The following is an 18,754-nucleotide window of genomic DNA, read 5'->3' as shown; positions in this document are numbered from 1 at the left end:
TCTCTCCACTCATCCCGGCGAAGGCCGGGACCCAAGCGGGATTGGCGGTCCGAACTCAGCACGAAACCCCAAGCTCGGCTTGGGTCCCGGCCTTCGCCGGGATGAGTGGAATTGGGGTGGCCCCTCATGAGCCGCCACGACCGCAACAACACCTCCCCCGCCTTGGTCGGCTCGGTCATCCTGCATGGCCTGATGGTCGCGGCGATCCTGGTCGGCCTGCCGGCCAAGCCGCCCAAGCCGATCATCATCGGCGAGAGCGTGCCGGTGACCCTCGTCACCGAAAGCCCGACCAATGTCCGCCCGGCGCTCGAAGCGCCGCAGGACCAGGTCGCCCAGACCGAGGACCCGGTCCCCGAGGCCGATCCGCAGCCGCCGGCCCCCGTGCCCGCGCCGACGCCGACGCCTGCGCCTGCTCCGCCAAAGCCAACCCCCACCCCGACCCCCACGCCCAAGCCGCCCACCCCGAAGCCGCCGACGCCCCCCAAGCCGGCAAAGCCCGCCAAGCCCGAGCCCGACTTTTTCGCCTCGCTGGAAAAGACCCTGGCCAAGACGCCCAGGGCGGCCGGCAGGGTGGTGGCCAACGCCGCCAAGGGCCCGACCCGCTCGGAAACCGCCACCCAGGCCCGTCCCGGGGCCGGGGCGATGACCGGCCTGCAGGCCGCCGCCATCGCCGGCATGAAGGACGAGATCCAGCGCCGCTGGAACCCCAATTGCGAGGTCGAAGGCGGCGCCAGCGTGCAGGTGCGGGTCGGCTTCAAGCTGCTGCCGTCCGGCCGGATCATCGACAAGGTCACCGCCGACATTCTGACCGGCGGCGGCGCGGTGGGCCGGGTCACCTCGACCGGCCAGTCCAGCAGCAACACCGTCACCGGCGCGGTCGATTCCATGACCCAGGCCGCCGCCGAGCGGGCGATCCGGGCGGTCTATCAATCGGCGCCCTTCGAGGGCTTGCCGCCGGACTATTATGGCCAGCAACTCAATTTGAACTTCAAGGCGCGCGACGCTTGCGCGGCGCGATAGGGAGGACACGACGCATGAACCTCAAGACCCTCTTCTCGAGCTTGGCGACCGCCGCCGTCCTGGCCGTCTCCACGATCGCGCTCGCCCCGTCGATCGCCCGGGCCCAGATCGAGGTCGATATCGACAAGGGCGCGGTCAAGCCGCTGCCGGTCGCCATCCCGGCCTTCTCCGGGGCCGGCGGCCGCGGGGCCGACATCGCCCAGGTCATCACCGGCAATCTCGAGCGCTCTGGGCTGTTCCAGCCGCTGAACGTCGCCAATGTCGCCGACAAGCTGACCGACGTAAATGTCCAGCCGCGCTTCCCCGACTGGCAGGCGACCGGGGCCCAGGCCCTGATCAACGGCCAGGTGACGGTGGGCGCCGATGGCGTGCTGCGCGTCGACTTCCGCCTGTGGGACACCTTCAGCCAGCAGCAGCTGCTGGGCCTGCAGTTTACCTCCACCGCCGAGAACTGGCGGCGCGTGGCCCACAAGATCAGCGACGCGGTCTATGAGCGGCTGACCGGCGAGAAGGGCTATTTCGACACCCGCGTGGTGTTCGTCGCCGAGAGCGGCACCAAGCTCAATCGCATCAAGAAGCTGGCGATCATGGACCAGGACGGGGCCAACCCGCAGTACCTGACCGACGGCTCCTACATCGTCATGACCCCGCGTTTCTCGGCGACCAGCCAGGAAATCACCTTCATGGCCCTGCGGCCCACGGGCTCGACCATCTATCTTCAGAACCTGGAGACCGCCCGCACCGAGACAGTCGGCAAGTTCCCCGGCATGGTCTTCGCCCCGCGCTTCTCGCCCGACGGCCGCAAGGTCGCCTTTTCCGTCGAGAAGGGCGGCAACAGCGACATCTATGTGCTGGACCTGCGCACCCGCCAGTCGACCCGGATCACCACCGATCCCTCCATCGACACCTCGCCGTCGTTTTCGCCCGACGGCAGCAAGATCGTCTTCAATTCCGACCGCGGCGGCCAGGCCCAGCTCTATGTGATGAACGCCGATGGCTCGGGCGTGCGCCGTATCTCCTACGGCGGCGGCCGCTACACCACCCCGGTCTGGAGCCCGCGCGGCGACTTCATCGCCTTCACCAAGCAGACCGGTGGCGAGTTCCATATCGGCGTGATGAAGACCGACGGCGGCGACGAGCGCCTGCTGACCACCAGCTATCTGGACGAGGGCCCCACCTGGGCGCCCAACGGCCGGGTGCTGATGTTCTTCCGCGAGGGCCCGGCTGGCGTGCCGAAACTGTGGACCGTGGACATCACCGGCCGCATCCTGCGCCCCGCCGCCTATCAGGGCGCGGCGTCGGACCCGGCCTGGTCGCCGCTGTTGGACTAGGGCGCGATCATCGAAACCTGAGCCGGCGCCGCGCGTTGCCCTTTTGACGTTCATCTGGCGTTCACCTGCCGGGTGAACGAGGTGGCCCTTCGACAATCTGACGCCATTGTGAGGTTCAGGTGGCGTTTTCGAGGGGCGCCACAAAGACTCCGCGCGTATAAAGTATGGGCCTTGGCCGTGGACTTGAGGAGAAACTGGATGAGCTTCGACACCCAACGCGTCGCTAGACTGGCGATGATCGGTCTGGCGGCCGCCTCGCTCGCCGCCTGCGCCTCGCGGCCGAAGCCCCAGGGCCCGGTCGCCACCACCACGCCCTCGCAACCTTCGACGCCGCCCTATAGCCAGCCCACCGGCCCGAACTCGCCGGTCAATACCGGAGCCTTGCCCGGTACGGTGCAGGATTTCGTCATCAATATCGGCGAGCGGATCTATTTCGACACCGACAGCTACGAGGTTCGCAGCGACGCCCAGCCGACGCTCGGCGCCCAGGCCCAGTGGCTGAACCGCTATCCTGCCGTGCGCGTGCGTATCGAGGGCAATGCCGACGAACGCGGCACCCGCGAATACAACCTGGCGCTCGGCGCCCGCCGCGCCAACGCCGTCCGCGAGTTCCTGGTTTCACAGGGGGTCTCGGGCGCGCGCATCGAGACCCTTTCGTATGGCAAGGAAAAGCCGATCGACGGCGGCTCGGGCGACGACAGCTGGGCCAAGAACCGCAACGCCCGCACCGCCATCACCGACGGCGCGCGCTAGATAATCTTGCCCCTTGCCCCTTGCCCCTTCCCCCTTGCCCCTTGATGGGGGAAGGGCCGGGGATAGGGGTGCAGCGGCGGTTCAGCCGGGGGGGGCGCGTCACCCCCACCCAACCTCCTCCATCAAAGGCGGATGGCTTTTGTTTTGGCCGCACTTTCGTCCGCAATCGGGGCATAATCGCCGACATGAAGCTGAAAGCCGCCTTGCTGGCCTCCGTCCTGACCCTCGCGATCTTCGCGCCGGTCATGGCCCAGACCCCGATGCCCGACCCGCTGGACGATCGCTCGGCCAAGCGGTTGGAGCGCATGGAGAAGGTGGTGCGCGAGCTGCGCTCGATCGTCTTTCAGGGCCGCGACACCGGCAAGCCGGTGGTCGTGCAGCCCGCCGAGACCGACGCCCAGATCGCCGCCCTGTCCGAAAAGTTGGGCGACCTGGAGCAGACTCTCACCCGGATGAACGGGTCCAACGAGACCCTGACCCATGACCTGGACGAAGCTCGCCGGTCCAGCGACGTCCAGAAGGCCCGCGCCGAGGCGCTGGACCAGCGCCTGGCCGCCCTCGAAAAGCGCCTCGCCGACCAGGCCGCCGCAGCCGCCGCCGTTCCCGCGCCCAGCGCCGCCGCCTTGCCCGCCGCGCCCGGCGACGCGACCGCCGCCTTCAAACAGGCCCGCCAACTGCTGCTGGACGGCGACTATGGCGCCGCCGAGACGGCCTTTTCCGGCTATGTCGAGACCTATCCGGACAGCGCCAAGGCCCCCGAGGCGCGCTATTGGCTGGGCGAGACCCAGTTCGTGCGCGAGGCTTACGGCGACGCCGCTGGCTCCTATCTGGGCGCGGTGCGCGGCTGGCCCCAGACCAGCTGGGCGCCCGACGCGGTGCTGAAGCTGTCGCGGGCCCTGGTGGCCCTGCGCAAGCCGGCCGACGCCTGCAAGACCCTGGACGAGCTGGCCAAGCGCTATCCCAAGGCCCCCGCCGCCCTCACCGCCAAGGCCGCCACCACCCGGGCCCAGGCCAAGTGCGCGGCTTGATCTTTTTCCGCTCATCCCGGCATTGGCCGGGATGAGCGGATTTTGGTTTGACCTTCCCCCCCTTCACCGCCGCCCTCGACCGCCGCCTGCGGCCCAAAGCCCCCGCGCCGCTGGCCGTCGGCTTCTCCGGCGGCGGCGATAGTCTGGCGCTGCTGATCCTGACCCTGGACTGGGCCCGCGCCAACGGCCGCGCGGTGGTCAGCCTGACGGTCGATCACCAGCTCAACCCCGCCAGCGCCGCCTGGACCGCCCAGGCCGTGGCCAAGGCCCAGGCTTTGGGCGCCAAAGCGTCCGGTTTGTCGTGGACTGGCGACAAACCCGCGACCGGCCTGCCCGCCGCCGCTCGCGCCGCCCGCCACGCCCTGCTGGCCGACGCCACGCGCGAGGCCGGAGCCAGCGTTCTGCTGTTGGGCCACACTCAGGGCGATCTGGCCGAGGCCGCCGCCATGCGCGCCGAGGGCTCGACGGTGTCCGACCCCCGCGATTGGGCGCCGTCGCCGGCCTGGCCAGAGGGGCGGAGGGTGTTCGTGCTGCGACCCTTGCTGGCGGTGGGGCGCGTGGAGCTCCGCGACTGGCTGACGGCGCGGGGCGAGACCTGGCTGGATGATCCGGCCAATGAGGACGTGACCTATGCCCGGGCCCGGGCGCGGCGGTTGCTTTCCTCCCCCGAGGAGCGCAGCGCAACGGGGGAGGTGGCGGCGAAGCCGACGGATGGGACGTCCGCCGCCGCTGGCGCCCCATCCGTCACGTCGCCTATTGGCGCCGCGCCACCAACCCCGCTGCACGGGGGAGGAGAAGGCTATCTCATCCTCCCCCGCGACGCCCCCGCCGCCCAGGTCGCCGCCGCTTGCCTGTGCGCCGCCGGCACCGCGACCCCGCCGCGCGGCGAGCGTCTGCGGCGGCTGGTCGATCGGCTAAGGTCCGGTGAAACCTTCACCGCCACCCTGGCTGGGGCGCGGATCGAGGCGCGCGACACCGTCGGCTTCTTCCGTGAACCCGGCGAATCGCGGCGCGGCCCAAGTCCTCCCCCTGTGGGGGAGGTGTCGGCGCAGTTGACGGAGGGGGGCGTGATCCCGCGCCCGACGACTCCCCCCACCGGTCCTGCGGACCGCCTCCCCCTAGGGGGAAGGACCTTGGTTTGGGACGGTCGTTATGAGATCACGGCGACAGAGCCCGGCCTCTCCGTCCGCCCGCTGCAAGGCCTGGCCGCCCGCCTGCCGCCGGCGCAACGCCAAGCCCTGAAAGGCTTTCCGGCCGCTGCGCGCGCCTCGCTGCCGGCCATCGTCGACGCCACCGGACGGGTGACTTGCCCGATCCTTGCAGACACCGATCAGGCGCGAGCGCGTTGTCTTGTCATGGATCGTTTCGGTGCGGCGACGGGCCGTGTCGATCAAGAACCCGCGACATGATATCCCGCGCGTGGCGAAACCGGTCCGACCATCCTATCTTGGAAGGTCAGAGATTATCGTTGGGAAGACAACGCGTATGAATTTCAAGACCCTGGGCATCTGGCTCGCGATCGCGATGGTGCTGTTGGCGGGCTACGTCTTCACCCAAGGCGGCAAGGCCGCCGGCGGCGGCGGCGAGGTCAGCTATTCGCAGCTGCTGCGCAACATCGACAACAACCAGGTCAAGAAAGCCGACATCAGCGGCGACCTGGTCAAGATCGAGCCGCGCCAAGGCAAGCCCTACACCGTCAACGTGCCGCCCGACTCCCAGGACATGGTCAAGCGGCTGGAAGGCCGCAACGCCGAGATCGTCTATCAGCGCGGCGGCATCAGCCCGCTGGGCATTCTGCTGAACCTGCTGCCGATCCTGCTGCTGGTCGGAGCTTGGTTTTTCATCATGCGCCAGATGCAGGGCGGCACCAAGGGCGCCATGGGCTTCGGAAAGTCCAAGGCCCGGCTGCTGACCGAGAACAAGAACCGGGTGATGTTCGACGACGTCGCCGGCGTCGACGAGGCCAAGGAAGAGCTGCAGGAAGTGGTCGAGTTCCTCAAGGACCCCACCAAGTTCCAGCGCCTGGGCGGCAAGATCCCCAAGGGCGCCCTGCTGATCGGTCCTCCCGGCACCGGCAAGACCCTGATCGCCCGCGCCGTCGCGGGTGAGGCGGGCGTGCCGTTCTTCACCATCTCGGGCTCCGACTTCGTCGAGATGTTCGTCGGCGTCGGCGCCAGCCGCGTGCGCGACATGTTCGAGCAGGCCAAAAAGAACGCTCCGTGCATCATCTTCATCGACGAGATCGACGCCGTCGGTCGCCACCGCGGCGCCGGCCTGGGCGGCGGCAATGACGAGCGCGAACAGACGCTCAACCAACTGCTGGTCGAGATGGACGGCTTCGAGGCCAATGAAGGCATCATCCTGATCGCCGCCACCAACCGTCCCGACGTGCTGGACCCGGCCCTGCTGCGTCCCGGCCGCTTCGACCGCCAGGTCGTGGTGCCCAATCCCGACGTGATGGGCCGCGAGAAGATCATCCGGGTGCACATGAAGAACGTGCCCCTGGCCGCTGATGTCGACGTCAAGACCCTGGCCCGCGGCACCCCCGGCTTCTCGGGCGCCGACCTGGCCAACCTGGTCAACGAAGGCGCCCTGACCGCCGCGCGCAAGAACCGCCGCATGGTCACCATGCACGACTTCGAGCACGCCAAGGACAAGGTGATGATGGGCGCCGAGCGTCGCTCGATGGCCATGAGCGAGGATGAGAAGAAGCTGACGGCCTATCACGAGGGCGGCCACGCCCTGGTGGCCCTCAGCGTCGCCGTCGCCGACCCCGTGCACAAGGCCACCATCGTGCCGCGCGGACGGGCTCTGGGCATGGTCATGCAGCTTCCCGAGGGCGACCGCTACTCGATGAGCTTTGACATGATGACCTCGCGCCTGGCGATCATGATGGCCGGCCGGGTGGCCGAGGAACTGATCTTCGGCAAGGAGAAGATCACCTCGGGCGCCTCCAGCGACATTAGCGCCGCCACCAGTCTGGCCCGCAACATGGTCACCCGCTGGGGCTTCTCCGACGAGCTGGGCACGGTGGCCTATGGCGACAACCAGGACGAGGTGTTCCTCGGCCATTCGGTGGCCCGCACCCAGAACGTCTCGCCCGACACCATGATCAAGATCGACACCGAGGTGCGCCGCCTGGTCAAGGGCGGCGAGGACGAGGCGCGGCAGATCCTGGGCGACAAGCTCGACAATCTGCACGCCATCGCCAAGGCTTTGCTGGAGTTCGAGACCCTCAGCGGCGACGAGATCATCGGCGTGATGAAGGGCGTCCAGCCCACGCGCATCGAGGACGAGAGCAACAAGATGCCGACCGGGCCGGTGGCCTCGGTGCCGGTGTCTGCGGGTGTCACGGCCTAGGATTTCCAGGCCTTCGCGACCTGAGAGAAGCCGGACCGGTTCGCCGATCCGGCTTTTTCTTTTATTGAATGGTAGGCGCCAAAAATCCGCTCATCCCGGCGAATGCCGGGACCCAGATGGAATGACTTTGAGGCTGCCGCAAAAAGCTCTGAGTTCTTTCAACCCGACAAACCGCTAAGGGATCTGGGTCCCGGTATCCGCCGGGATGAGCGGATCAAAGGTACGTTTCGGCATCAAGCAAACCTGCTCGAGAACACCCCATGACCTCCACCTACACCCGCCCCCGCGTCATGGGGATCGTCAATGTCACGCCCGACAGCTTCTCGGACGGTGGGCGGTTCCTCGACCATGCCGCCGCCCTGGCCCACGCTCGCCGCCTGATCGCCGACGGGGCCGACATTCTCGACATCGGCGGCGAGAGCACCCGGCCCGGCGCCACACCCGTGCCTACCGACGAGGAGATCGCCCGTGTCGTGCCCCTGATCGCGGCGATCCGCGCCGAAAGCGACGTCACCCTCTCGGTCGACACGATGAAGCCCGCCGTGGCCCGCGCCGCCGTCGCCGCAGGGGCGACGCTGTGGAACGACGTCGCCGCCCTGCGCTTCGCGCCAAACACTTCGGAGATGGCCGCCCCGGAGGTCGCCGCCGAACTCGGGTGCGAGGTGGTGCTGATGCACATGCTGGGCCAGCCGGGCACGATGCAGGACGCCCCGCGCTACGACGACGTCGTCGCCGAGGTCGAGGCCTTCCTGTTGGCCCGCGCCCTGACCGCCATGGCCGCCGGAGTGGCGCGGGAGAAGATCTGGTTGGATCCGGGCATCGGCTTTGGCAAGACGCCCGCCCACAATGTCGCCCTGCTGGCCGCCTTGCCGCGTTTCGTGGCCCTGGGCTACCCGGTGCTGCTAGGGGCCAGCCGCAAGCGCTTCATCGCGGCGTTGGATCCGCTGGGGGCGGCGGCCGGCGACCGGCTAGGCGGCTCCCTGGCGGCCTGCCTGCACGGCGCGAGCGCCGGCGTGGCGGCGGTGCGGGTGCACGACGTGCGGGAGACCGCGCAGGCGCTTGCGGTTTGGGGGGCGGTTGGATCATGAGTAAAGGTTTCGTCTGCCCCGTCTGCAGCTTCGGCGGCGCGGCGTTGGCGCCCTATGATGCTGATGCTTGGTACCAGGAGATCTGCCCGTGCTGCGGCACGCAGTTCGGCTACGACGACTCGACGCAGCCGCATGCCGTCTTACGAGAGGGGTGGATCGTCGCCCGACTCAAAACTCGTGCTGACGACAAGCCAGGGTGACCAACTTGCATCCGTTCCGGGTGGACTTGTAAGGGGCTGGGCATCAAGCAAACGCTCCGTCCCTCCCCCTCGCGGGGAGGGTGGCCCCGAAGGGGTCGGGTGGGGGGACCTGGCCGCATTGAGCGCCGAGCGCCGCAGCCCCACCCCTCGGCTTCGCCGCCACCCTCCCCACAAAGGGGAGGGAAGGAGGGCGAACAAGTTGACGCGAGTGGCCATGAACTAATCTTCAGCGAAATCAACGCTCAAAACTCTTTCAATGTTTTTGACGCTCACCCCCTCTGACCACCCCGATAATGATCTCACCCCATCGCACGGGGAGGGACGTCGGCCGGCGACCTGACGGGCGGTGGGGAGTGGTCGAGCGGGAAGGCTTGGCCGCCGTGTCTTCTTCGGGAGACGCGCCAAGGTCGGTTCGGAGCAGGTTCGCCCCCGCGGCGACAAAACTCCGGCGCCCGGGGCAGGCGGTCTCGCCAAAAGGTACGGGCTGAAATCGCCTGTACGGTCCGGACGGGTTAGCCGCCCTTCCGCCCGCCGGGGGCCCACTTCGGAAGCGGGTTAAGACCCCGCGCTCCGATGGCTCCCGTCTGAAGGCCACGCGAAGCGCTCGTCTTCGTCGAAACGGTATTCAAAACTGCAAATCCTCCGGGCGGAGCCCGGGCGCTTCGCACCCTCCCCATCCATCGCAGCCGCCAGGCGCGTGAGCGCGAAGCCGCGCCTTGTCGCAGAGCCAGTTGAGACGCGTTGTGCGCTACCCCCATCCTCGACTCCCCGCTAGAACCCTGGTCATGACCCAAGCGCCCTCCCATGCCTCCGCCTTCCGGGGCCGCGTGCTCGTCCTCGCCGGATCGGATTCCGGCGGCGGGGCGGGGATCCAGGCCGACATCAAGACCATCACCGCCCTCGGCGGCTACGCGGCCACGGCGATCACCGCCGTCACCGTGCAGAACACCCTGGGCGTCACCGGCGTCCATCCGATCCCGCCGGACATCGTCGAGGCCCAGGCCCGGGCCGTGCTGGACGACATCGGCGCCGACGCCTTCAAGACCGGCATGCTGGGCGACGTGGCCATGGTTGAGACCGTGGTGCGGGTGCTGGCCAGCGCGCCCCAGGTTCCCGCCGTGGTCGACCCAGTGATGATCGCCAAGGGCGGGGCGTCCCTGCTGGCCAAGGCGGCGATCGGCGCGGTCCGTACGCTGATGATCCCCCGCGCCGCGCTCTTGACTCCCAACGCCCCCGAGGCCGCCGCCCTGACAGGCCTGACGGTCGAGACCACCGACGACCTGCGCAGGGCCGGCGAGGCCCTGCTGGCGCTGGGCGCCCAGGCGGTGCTGATGAAGGGCGGGCACGTGTCGGGCGACCGGGTCATCGACCTGCTGATCACGCCCCAGGGCGAAACCAGCTTCGAGGGCGAGCGCATCGACACCCGCCACACCCACGGCACCGGCTGCACCCTGGCCTCGGCCTGCGCCACGGGCCTTGCCCAGGGCCTGAGTCTGACCGAGTCGGTGGCGCGGGCGTGGAACTATGTCCATGAGGCCATGTTGCGCGCGCCAGGCTTCGGGGCGGGGCACGGGCCGCTGGATCACGGCTGGATGGTGCGGAAGTGAGCGCGGACCTCGAAGCTCGCCTCGTCGAGATTATCCGCAACGTCCCCACCACCATGCAGGTGCTGCGGGTGGTGCGCGACCTCCAACTGCCCGACGCCATGGTGTTTTCCGGCGCGGTCTATCAGCCGGTCTGGAACCACCTGACCGGCCGGGCGCCGGACTATGGGATCAAGGACTACGACGTCGCCTATCACGACGATTCCGACACTTCCTACGAGGCGGAGGACGTGGTGATCCAGCGGGTGGCGGCTCGGTTCGAGGAGCCGCTGCGCAGCCTCGTCGAGGTGCGTAACCAGGCCCGGGTGCATCTGTGGTTTGAGCAGAAGTTCGGGGCCGACGAGCCCTATCCGCCGCTGGTGTCCAGCAGCGATGCCCTCAAGCGCTTCGTGGCCACGGCCTTCTGCGTGGGCGTGCGGCTTGAGGCCGATGAGCGCCTGTCGGTCTGGGCGCCGTTCGGGCTGGAGGACCTGTTCGCGATGCGCCTGCGGGCCAATCCGCTGCGGGTGAAGAGCGCGGGCGGCTGGAAGCGCACGACCGGCTCGGCCAAGGGGCGCTGGCCGGAGATCACGGTGGAGGGGGCCTAGGCAAGGCTAGGGACAGGCGCATGCGCCTATCCCCATCAGCATCCACGAACATTGTCCCGCGTGACAATTTTCGAATTGATCAAGGACAGGGGGCTCGCTAGGCCTCGCGAAACAGGAGCTCCGCCATGCGCCAGTGGACCATCGACGCCTTCGCCTCGGGCCCGTTCAAGGGCAATCCGGCCTGCGTGGTCGAGCCGCTGGACGCCTGGCCCGACACCGGCTGGATGCAGACCCTGGCGGCCGAGAACAACCAGGCCGAAACCGCCTTTCTGCTGAAGACCGACGGTCCGGCGCGGTTTGGCCTGCGCTGGTTCACGCCGACGGTCGAGGTTCCGCTCTGCGGCCACGCCACCCTGGCCTCGGCCCACGCCCTGTTTTCCGAGATGAACGTCGAGGCGCCGTTGCTGACCTTCGAGACCCTGGCTGGTCCGCTGACGGTTCGGCGCGACGGCGACGGACTTGAGATGGACTTTCCCGCCGACCCGCCAAGGCCCGTCGAGATCCCGGCGGGCCTGGCGGAAGCCCTGGGCGCGGCGCCGGTCGAGACCCTGGCCGCCGGCTATCTGCTGGCGGTGATGGCCGACGAGGCGACGGTGCGAGGCTTGGCGCCGGATCTGGCGGCCCTGAACAAGATCGGCGGCGAACTGGCCTCAGGTGGTCCAGGCCAGGTGATCGTCGCGGCCCTGGCCGATGCGGGGCGGCCCTATGACGTGGTCAGCCGGTTCTTCGCCCCGGGCTGCGGCATCCCCGAGGACCCGACCACCGGCTCGGCCCACTGCATCCTGGCGCCGCTGTTCAGCGACCGCCTGGGCCGGCGGATCCTGCGCTATCACCAAGCCTACCCTGGCCGGGGCGGCGACCTGGAATGCGAAAACCGCGGCGCACGCGTTCTGTTGCGTGGCCGCGGTTTCACGATGGTCGAGAGCCGGCTGAGGGCAGGGCCAGCGCTCGGTTAGGGCCTAGCCAAGGCGAGGCTAGAGCATTTTTCAAGCGAAGTGGTTCCGGTTCGCGTGAAGAAAAATGCGTCGAAACAAAAGATTAGAGCTCACGGCCTGACGCAGTCAGGTCGGGAAATGCTCTAGTAGCGGCGCGGACCGTCGTCATGACCGCGGCCATAACCGTTGCCGTAGCCATAATCGCGGTCCCGGTCCTGGTCGTGACGCTCGTAGCGGATCTGGGCGCCGATACGGTCGAAGCGACGATCCAGGTCGGCGCGCTCCCAGCCGTTCAGGCCGTCCGAGCGATAGCGGTATTCCAAGCGGGCGGTCTGACGCAGCTCGCCCTTCAGGCGATAGGCTTCGTTGCGGGTCAGGCTGCCGTTGCGGATGCCGATGTCGATGCGCTGATCGAGCCGTGCGACCCGGTCACGGCCGGTGTTCCAGCCGCCGCGATCCTCGGGGCCGCGTCGATCGTCGTAACGATCGCGCCGATCGTCGTAACGATCGCCCCGATCATCGTGACGATAGGATTGGGCCATGGCGGCGGCGGGAACGGTGGCGGCGGCGACGGCCGAGACCGCGGCGATCGAAAGCAGGATCTTTTTCATCGTACGGTTCCTCTTATAGATTGTCCGGCGCCCAACGGGACGACGTTGATCTCAAGAAACCACAACCAGCCTGAAGCCGTTCTGAGCCGCTCGTTATGTTGCGTTCAGGTTCGTCATCAGGCCGCGGCCACCTTTGAACCATCCTTGCGGGACGCCGCCACGGCGGTTTCGATGGCGTCGTAGAGCTTGGTCACCTCGATGGGCTTGGCCACGTGGCCGTCCATGCCAGCGGCCATATAGCCCTCGACTTGATGGGCCAGGGCGTTGGCGGTGACCGCCACGATCGGTGTACGCTTGCGGCCCTCGCTGATCTCCAGGCTGCGGATGGTGCGGGCGGCCTCGACGCCGTCCATCACCGGCATGTGGATATCCATCAGCACGATGTCGTGGCCGCCGCGCTTCCAGGCCTCGACGCAGGCGGCGCCATCGGCGACGATCTCGACCTCGGCGCCCAGCGGGGCCAGGACGGCGGCGATGACCTTCTGATTGGTCGGATTATCGTCGGCGGCCAGCACCCGCAGGCGGCGCTCGGACTCGATCGGCGGCGCCGCTGGCTCGACGGGCGGAGCGATGCGGGCCTCGCCGCGGGGCATGGCGACCACGACGGTGAAGGTCGAGCCCTGGCCTTCGCGGCTCTGCACATGCACGCCGCCGCCCATCAGCGCTGCCAGCTCGTTGCAGATCGACAGGCCCAGGCCCGAACCGCCGAACCGGCGAGTTGTCGAGCTGTCGGCCTGCACGAACTTGTCGAACAGGCGCGGCAGGGTCTCGGCGGCGATGCCGATACCGGTGTCGACCACGTCGACGCGCAGGCCCGAACCGTCGTCCGCCGAAGCGAAGCGGACCGAAACCGAACCCTTGAGCGTGAACTTCAGTGCGTTGGAGACCAGGTTGCCGAGGATTTGCCGCAGGCGATCGGCGTCGCCGCGCCACGCGCCCAGGGCCTCGGGGGCGACGAAGACGCCAAACTCCAGGCTCTTCTCGTGCGCCAAAGCCGCGTAGGATTCTCGCATCGACAGGGCCAGGGCCGCCAGGTCGAAGTCGCGTTCCACCAGGTCCAGGCGACCGGCCTCGATCTTGGAGAGGTCCAGCACGTCGTTCAGCACCGACAGCAGCAGGCCGCCCGATTCGCGGATCACCGACAGGCGTTCGCGCTGCTGGGCGTTCAACTCGCCCATGGCCATGACCTCGGTCATCGCCAGCACGCCGTTCAGCGGGGTGCGAATCTCGTGGCTCATATTGGCCAGGAAGTGCGACTTCAGGACATTGGCGGCGTTGGCGTCATCGCGCGCCTTGACCAGTTCGGCCATGGCCCCGCGCAGGTCGTGGTCATTGGCCTCGAGCCGCGAGACCAGATGGTTGAAGCTGTCGGTCAGGCTGTGGAAGACCTCGTCGTCGGCCGCCTGCACGACCGGCTTGAAGCGGCCGTCGGCGGCGACTTCGCGCATGGCTTGCGACAGGCGCTCCATCGGCTTGGTCATGCGACGCGCCAGGCCGTTGGCCAGCAGGATCGCCAGGCCGGCCGAGCCGAAGAACAGCGTGCCGGTGAGGGCCAGGTCGCGGGCCAGGATATCCACCAGGCTGGGGCGGCGGGCGATCAGGGCCAGGGTTCCGACCTGCCGCGAGCCGAGCATGATCGGGCGGGTAAGGGTGTCGACGTCCAGACCCTCGAATGCGCCGATTTGCGCGACCACTTGGCCCTGCATGTCGGTCATGCGCACGGCCGCGACATTGGGGGCCTTAGCCACCGCTTCCAGGGCGCGATAGGCGCCGACGGTGTTGCCATCGGCCATCGGCGCGGCGGCTCCGGCCGCAACCATCTGGGCCAAAATTTCGTGATTGGCTTTGGATTCCTGACGGGCGACGCTCCACTGCTGCAGCATGAAGCACAGGCATGCCGCCAACAGCGCGACCACTGTCGTGGTCAGCGCTACGGTGGCGATCCGCGCCTGCAAGGGCGCATGGGTCGCGGCTCCAGAGCTGCGGCTATCGTCGATCATTTCCCGTCCCAGGAGAAATCCTAGTGAACAGCTTGAGCCAATCTTCCTAACGCTTCGCTTCCAAACACCGGATAGCGGACGACAAAACAACGCTAACGCGCATTTCCATTTGCATTCGTTTTAACTTTACGTTTACCTCGTTTCTTAGTGTTTCATTAGGGAGATGGGTCATGGAAAAGGCTTTTGTTGCTCAACGCGTGGCGAGCAAGCTGTTCGCTACTGAAGCGGCCGTGGACGCGGCCATGGTCGAAACCATTGAAATGATGGCGGAATTGATCCAGGCCCGTAAGGACCTCGGTCTCTCGGCGACCGTCGGCAACGGCGTCAGCGCCAAGTTCGCCGACGCGGTCGCGGCGCTCAGCACCGCCCGCACAGCGGTGGTCGAGGCCCACGCCGAACTGGACGAAGTGCGCCAACGCGTCGGCGTCCGCACCAAACTGATCGGCGTGATCGGCAAGGAAGGCTCGCTCGTCCGTGAGATGCGCGCCGCCAGCTAGCCAACATTGCAAATAGTTTAATACCTTGGGCCTCTAATTTGGGTTAGAGGCCCAAGTCATGCACCTAGAGTTCCTGATCCTTTTCGGATGGATGCTGATTTTAGGCGTCGGCCTGTTGGCTTGGCGCCTAGGCGGCAAAGCCGAGCGGCAAGTCGCGATCTTGGTGTTGATCATGTCCCTAGCCATAACCCTTATTGGGCTGGTCCCCGACAAGGCAATCCAGAAGCTTAGTTACCTGCTGGTCGATGGCGTGTTTGGTGCAGGGCTGCTGATCCTGGCACTGCGCCACACGACGACTTGGTTAGGCGTGGCCGTTCTGCTACAGGCCGCACAGTTCAGCCTTCACGCTTACTATCTCGTGGCCGGCAAGGCTTATGATCAACTCTACGCCATGGTAAATAACCTCGTCAGCCTCGGCGTGCTCGGCTGCCTGCTGGTCGGAACCGTGCTGGCCTGGTACCGTCGTCGGCGCGCGCAGGCAAAATAATTCCATTAACGCCCCCTGGGGCGTTAATGCGGCAAAATCTCTCCTTGCCTTTGCCAGCGAAACGCGGTCTTTCGCCGGCGGGCCACGTCCCCCCAACGGGGCGCTGTCCATCTGTAAGGATGGGAGACATCGCTATGACCACCCCCCTCGCCAAGCCGGCGATCCGCCCGGCTCGTCCCGAGTTCTCTTCCGGCCCCTGCGCCAAACGGCCTGGCTGGACCCCCGAAAATCTCAGAAACGCCGTGCTCGGCCGGTCGCACCGCTCCAAGCTGGGCAAGGGCCGCCTGAAAGCCGCTATCGATCAGACGCGCGAAGTGCTGGAAGTGCCCGCCGACTTTCTAATCGGCATCGTCGCCGGTTCCGACACCGGCGCCGTCGAGATGGCCATGTGGTCGATGCTGGGCGCCCGCCCGGTGCAACTGCTGGCCTTCGAATCGTTCGGCAAGGACTGGGTCACCGACGTGACCAAGCAGTTGAAGCTGCCCGACGTCGAGGTGCTCGACGCCCCCTACGGCCAGCTGCCCGACATCTCCAAGGTCGATCCGGCCAAGGACCTGGTCTTCACCTGGAACGGCACCACCTCGGGCGTCCGCGTTCCGAACGCTGACTTCATCTCGGCCGATCGGGAAGGCATCACCATCTGCGACGCCACCAGCGCCGCCTTCGCCCAGGACCTGGACTGGACCAAGCTGGATGTCGTGACCTTCTCCTGGCAGAAGGCCCTGGGCGGCGAAGGCGCGCACGGCGTGCTGATCCTGTCGCCCCGCGCCGTCGCTCGCCTGGAGAGCTACACGCCGCCTTGGCCGATGCCCAAGCTGTTCCGCATGACCAAGGGCGGCAAGCTGGCCGCCGACATCTTCGAGGGCGCGACCATCAACACGCCCTCCATGCTCTGCGTCGAGGATGCGCTGGACGCCCTGAAATGGGCCGCCTCGATCGGCGGGCTGGAAGCCATGCAGGGCCGCGCCGACCAGAACTTGGCCGTGCTGGCCGACTGGGTGGCCAAGACCCCGTGGGTCGAGTTCCTGGCGGCGACGCCGGACATCCGCTCCAACACCTCGGTGTGCCTCAAGGTTGTCGATCCCACGATTTGCGCCTTGTCGGACGACGCCCAGGCCGACTTCGCCAAGAAGCTGGCCAGCCTGCTCGAGAAGGAGGGCGCCGCCCTCGACATCGGCGGCTATCGTGACGCTCCGGCCGGCCTGCGCATCTGGTGCGGCGCCACCGTCGAGGCCTCCGACGTCGAGGCCCTGACGCCCTGGCTCGACTGGGCCTTCGCGTCTGTTTCGGCTGAGTTGGCCGCCGCTTAACCTAGCGCTACTCTCCCCTCCGTCGGCTGCGCCGACACCTCCCCCACAGAGGGAGGACTTCGAGATCAGTCCTCTCCCTGTGGGGAAGGTGGTCCGAAGGACCGGAGGGGGGAGTGTCCCCACCAAATTCTCCGCAAGGAACTCCAAATCATGACCGCTCCCCGCGTCCTCATCGCCGACAGCCTGTCCCCCGCCGCCGTCGCGATCTTCACCGCCCGCGGTGTCCAGGCCGACGTCAAGACCGGCCTCACCAAGGCCGAGCTGCTGGAAATCATCGGCGACTATGACGGTCTGGCCGTCCGCTCGGCCACCAAGGCCGACCCCGAGGTCATCGCCGCCGCCAAGAAGCTGAAAGTCATCGGCCGGGCCGGCATCGGCGTCGACAATGTCAACATCCCGGCCGCCACCGCCGCCGGCATCGTGGTGATGAACACCCCGTTCGGCAACTCGATCACCACCGCCGAGCACGCCATCGCCATGATGTTCGCCCTGGCCCGCCAGCTGCCAGCGGCCGACGCCAGCACCCAGGCCGGCAAGTGGGAAAAGAACCGCTTCATGGGCGTGGAGCTGTACGCCAAGACCCTGGGCCTGATCGGCGCCGGCAACATCGGCGGCATCGTCGCCGACCGCGCCTTGGGCCTGAAGATGAAGGTCGTGGCCTATGACCCCTTCCTGTCGCCCGAGCGCGCCGTCGAGATGGGCGTCGAGAAGGTCGAGTTGGACGAGCTTCTGGCCCGCGCCGACGTCATCACCCTGCACACCCCGCTGACCGACAAGACCCGCAACATCCTGTCGGCCGACGCGCTTAAGAAGACCAAGAAGGGCGTGCTGATCGTCAATTGCGCCCGGGGCGGCTTGGTCGATGAGGTCGCCCTGCGCGAACTGCTCGACAGCGGCCATGTGGGCGGCGCGGGTTTCGACGTCTTCACCGAGGAGCCGGCCAAGGCCAATCCGCTGTTCGGCTCCGACCGCGTGGTGGCCACCCCCCACCTGGGCGCCAGCACCAACGAGGCCCAGGAGAACGTCGCCCTGCAGGTCGCCGAGCAGATGAGCGACTATCTGCTGACCGGCGCGGTGACCAACGCTCTCAACAGCCCCTCGGTCAGCGCCGAGGAGGCCCCCAAGCTGAAGCCCTTCGTGGCCCTGGCCGAGAAGATCGGCGCCCTGGCCGGCCAGATGGTCGACTTCGGCATTCTGGCGATCGACATCGCCTATGAGGGCGAGGTGTCCAACCTCAACGTCAAGCCGATGACCTCGGCCGCCCTGGCCGGCATCCTCAAGCCGATGCTGGCCGAGATCAACATGGTCTCCGCGCCCGCCGTGGCCAAGGAGCGCGGCATCACCGTCTCCGAGAGCCGCCAGGAGGTCAGCCCCACCTATGACAGCCTGATGCGCATCACCATCACCACCGAAAAGGGCAAGCGCGCCTTTGCCGGCACGGTGATCGCCGGCGCGCCGCGCATGGTCGAGGTCAAGGGCATGGAACTGGACGCCGGCTTCGCCCCGGCCATGCTCTATATCAACAACCTCGACAAGCCGGGCTTCATCGGCGCGCTGGGCATGCTGCTGGGCGAGGCGGGCGTCAACATCGCCACCTTCAACCTGGGCCGCCTGTCGGCCGACGAAGACGCCATTGCCCTGGTCGGCGTCGATCAGGCGCCGGACGAGGCCCTGCTGGCCAGGATCCAGGCCCTGCCGCACGTCAAGGAAGCCCGCGCCCTGACGTTCTGATCGCCCTGTCCTTCTCCCCTTGCGGGAGAAGGTGGCGGTGTAGCCGCCGGATGAGGGGTCTCTCAGAAGCCTCCGCCGCGTCCAGCCTGACCGCTGGGCGCGGCGGTTTTCGTTGGCGCGACCCCTCACCCGACGGCCTTCGGCCGCCACCCTCTCCCGCAAGGGGAGAGGTAAAAGAGTGCAGATGCCGTGCACTCTGCGAGGGGATGCTG

16 protein-coding genes are annotated in these 18,754 nt (G+C 67.7%); 14 read left to right on the top strand and 2 right to left on the bottom strand.

What is annotated here, in order from left to right:
* Positions 1–126: 126 nt before the first annotated feature.
* The 10 genes from ACP7AG_RS19620 (at position 127) to ACP7AG_RS19575 (ending at position 11,927) form a co-directional block, all read left to right on the top strand.
* The gene (locus ACP7AG_RS19620) at positions 127–1,020 is read left to right on the top strand and encodes an energy transducer TonB (protein ID WP_426032963.1); all 894 of its coding nucleotides are present in this window, start codon (positions 127–129) and stop codon (positions 1,018–1,020) included.
* A 14-nt stretch (positions 1,021–1,034) separates the two neighbouring features.
* Positions 1,035–2,351: a Tol-Pal system beta propeller repeat protein TolB gene (tolB, locus tag ACP7AG_RS19615; protein WP_426032961.1), complete on the top strand. Its 1,317-nt coding sequence runs from the start codon at positions 1,035–1,037 to the stop codon at positions 2,349–2,351.
* Between the two features lie 198 nt (positions 2,352–2,549).
* Positions 2,550–3,104, top strand: coding sequence for a peptidoglycan-associated lipoprotein Pal (gene pal, locus ACP7AG_RS19610; RefSeq protein WP_426014604.1), 555 nt, complete (start codon positions 2,550–2,552; stop codon positions 3,102–3,104).
* 185 nt (positions 3,105–3,289) lie between these two features.
* Positions 3,290–4,132, top strand: a complete 843-nt coding sequence (gene ybgF / locus ACP7AG_RS19605; RefSeq protein ID WP_426032959.1) for a tol-pal system protein YbgF — start codon at positions 3,290–3,292, stop codon at positions 4,130–4,132.
* Positions 4,133–4,179: 47 nt separating this feature from the next.
* Entirely contained in the window at positions 4,180–5,541 is a 1,362-nt protein-coding gene (gene tilS, locus ACP7AG_RS19600) for a tRNA lysidine(34) synthetase TilS (protein WP_426032957.1), read from the top strand.
* Positions 5,542–5,617: 76 nt separating this feature from the next.
* Positions 5,618–7,492, top strand: a complete 1,875-nt coding sequence (gene ftsH / locus ACP7AG_RS19595) for an ATP-dependent zinc metalloprotease FtsH (protein WP_426032955.1) — start codon at positions 5,618–5,620, stop codon at positions 7,490–7,492.
* Positions 7,493–7,752: 260 nt separating this feature from the next.
* On the top strand, positions 7,753–8,580 hold the full coding sequence (gene folP / locus ACP7AG_RS19590; RefSeq protein WP_426032953.1) for a dihydropteroate synthase: 828 nt from the start codon (positions 7,753–7,755) through the stop codon (positions 8,578–8,580).
* 985 nt (positions 8,581–9,565) lie between these two features.
* On the top strand, positions 9,566–10,387 hold the full coding sequence (thiD, locus tag ACP7AG_RS19585; protein ID WP_426032951.1) for a bifunctional hydroxymethylpyrimidine kinase/phosphomethylpyrimidine kinase: 822 nt from the start codon (positions 9,566–9,568) through the stop codon (positions 10,385–10,387).
* A gap of 53 nt (positions 10,388–10,440) precedes the next feature.
* Positions 10,441–10,971 carry a nucleotidyltransferase family protein gene (locus ACP7AG_RS19580; protein ID WP_426032983.1) on the top strand — a complete coding sequence of 177 codons (531 nt, stop codon included), beginning with the start codon at positions 10,441–10,443 and terminating at the stop codon, positions 10,969–10,971.
* Positions 10,972–11,096: 125 nt separating this feature from the next.
* A complete protein-coding gene (locus tag ACP7AG_RS19575; RefSeq protein ID WP_426014616.1) occupies positions 11,097–11,927 on the top strand; it encodes a PhzF family phenazine biosynthesis protein in 831 nt (276 codons plus the stop codon).
* A gap of 122 nt (positions 11,928–12,049) precedes the next feature.
* On the opposite strand, the gene ACP7AG_RS19570 is transcribed toward ACP7AG_RS19575, so the two are convergent.
* Positions 12,050–12,517, bottom strand: coding sequence for a hypothetical protein (locus ACP7AG_RS19570; protein WP_426014618.1), 468 nt, complete (start codon positions 12,515–12,517; stop codon positions 12,050–12,052).
* A 116-nt stretch (positions 12,518–12,633) separates the two neighbouring features.
* Positions 12,634–14,517: an ATP-binding protein gene (locus tag ACP7AG_RS19565; protein ID WP_426032949.1), complete on the bottom strand. Its 1,884-nt coding sequence runs from the start codon at positions 14,515–14,517 to the stop codon at positions 12,634–12,636.
* Positions 14,518–14,687: 170 nt separating this feature from the next.
* Here ACP7AG_RS19565 and ACP7AG_RS19560 point away from each other — a divergent pair, with 170 nt between their 5' ends.
* The 4 genes from ACP7AG_RS19560 to serA all read left to right on the top strand — a co-directional run bounded on the left by ACP7AG_RS19560 (position 14,688) and on the right by serA (position 18,542).
* The gene (locus ACP7AG_RS19560) at positions 14,688–15,014 is read left to right on the top strand and encodes a hypothetical protein (RefSeq protein WP_426032947.1); all 327 of its coding nucleotides are present in this window, start codon (positions 14,688–14,690) and stop codon (positions 15,012–15,014) included.
* Between the two features lie 58 nt (positions 15,015–15,072).
* Positions 15,073–15,501 (top strand): hypothetical protein, encoded by a 429-nt coding sequence (locus tag ACP7AG_RS19555; protein ID WP_426032945.1) that lies wholly within the window; start codon positions 15,073–15,075, stop codon positions 15,499–15,501.
* Positions 15,502–15,635: 134 nt separating this feature from the next.
* The gene (locus ACP7AG_RS19550; protein ID WP_426032943.1) at positions 15,636–16,811 is read left to right on the top strand and encodes a phosphoserine transaminase; all 1,176 of its coding nucleotides are present in this window, start codon (positions 15,636–15,638) and stop codon (positions 16,809–16,811) included.
* 150 nt (positions 16,812–16,961) lie between these two features.
* Positions 16,962–18,542: a phosphoglycerate dehydrogenase gene (serA, locus tag ACP7AG_RS19545; protein ID WP_426014629.1), complete on the top strand. Its 1,581-nt coding sequence runs from the start codon at positions 16,962–16,964 to the stop codon at positions 18,540–18,542.
* The last annotated feature ends 212 nt before the right edge of the window (positions 18,543–18,754 follow it).

This window comes from Caulobacter sp. DWP3-1-3b2, from assembly GCF_049896325.1.
In the GTDB taxonomy this organism is placed as follows: Bacteria; Pseudomonadota; Alphaproteobacteria; order Caulobacterales; family Caulobacteraceae; genus Caulobacter.
This window is presented reverse-complemented; position numbering and strand designations above follow the sequence as displayed.